This window comes from Pedobacter sp. 01N416 (genome assembly GCF_056399685.1).
Map to the genome: position 1 here is coordinate 1 of NZ_JBFTRT010000849.1, position 1416 is coordinate 1416.

The 1416-nt window shown below is 40.3% G+C and carries 1 protein-coding gene; it reads left to right on the forward strand.

The features are described 5' to 3' along the window. Positions 1–1237, forward strand: a 1237-nt coding sequence (locus AC1DND_RS27810; protein WP_477586080.1) for a polysaccharide lyase family 8 super-sandwich domain-containing protein, incomplete at its 5' end; no start/stop codon positions are given. Positions 1238–1416 lie beyond the last annotated feature (179 nt).

The following is a 1416-nucleotide window of genomic DNA, read 5'->3' on the forward strand; positions in this document are numbered from 1 at the left end:
GGATATGGCCAGTGTGGATATGGCCAGTGTAAAGAAGCTGTTATTAGTGGCAACAGCGGTTGATCCCAAGAACGCTACGGAATGGGACAATGCTAGTGCCCGGATCGGCGGAAAAGAAGCACCATCGTACAAGGTTACAAAAGCACATAACCAGTATTTTAGTTCCGATTATACTTTGCATACAAGACCAGCTTACTCCTTTAATGTACGCATGGCAAGTACACGCACTATCCGTTGCGAATCGGGCAATAAAGAGAATTTGTTGGGCCGATATATCTCCAATGGAGCCACCAATATCCAGCTTAGCGGTGGAGAATACTATAACATTATGCCCATTTGGGAATGGGATAAGATACCTGGCATAACCAGTAGGGATTATGTGGAAGACAAAATAGAGACGAAATCTTGGGGAGAGCTTGGGCTTAACGAWTTCGCTGGAGGAGTTAGTGATGGAATTTATGGGGCAAACGGCTATATGCTGAATTTCGATAACCTCCAGGCCAAAAAAGCCTGGTTCTTTTTCGATAATGAAATTGTGTGCCTAGGAACGGATATTAAAAGTGATGAACCAGAGCATATTACCACCACAATTAACCAATGCTGGCTAAAGGGAGATACGGAAAGTTCATTGGATGATAAGCTGATAGCAAAAGACCAGATGATAACACGTTCTGAAAAATCGGATGTTTGGTTCCTGCATGATAATATGGGCTATTATTTTCCAAAAGGTGGCAATATCACCCTGAGTACAGCAGTGCAAAAGGGAGACTGGTACCATATCAATAATTCTACCTCCAAAAATGAGATCAGCGGAAATGTATTTAAACTTTGGCTTGACCATGGTGCAAAACCACAGAATGCCGATTACGCCTATATCGTGTTGCCAGGAGTAAAAAGTGCGAAGGAAATGAAAAAGTTCAAGGGCAATGATCTGCAGATACTTGCTAATAGTTCGGCCATGCAAGCGGTTTACCATAAGGTTTTGGATATGTTGCAAGTTGTTTTTTATGAAGCGGGTTTCGTAACTGTGGCATCAACGATAGTCAAGGTGGACAAGCCCTGTATTTTGATGATAAAGAACCTGAATGGACAACGTATCATATCGATGGCTGATCCCTTGTACAAGGAAAAAACAGCCAAGCTAACACTTACTAATGCCAACAAAGAAATAACTGAGCTTAATGTTGATTTTCCGCAAAATGAATATACCGGGGCAACTGTTGAGGTTAAAAAATAAGAGTAAAAGAGGAGACATAAAGAATACGCACTAATTAGGATAGAAAAGGTTGCTACATCAGAAGTATGTAGTTACGCACAAGGTTATATTGTTTCATGAGTTTCATTGCAACGCTTATGAAACAATACAAGTATGGAGACCAACAACTGATTTTAAAAATTATTAATTTATTTCAATTA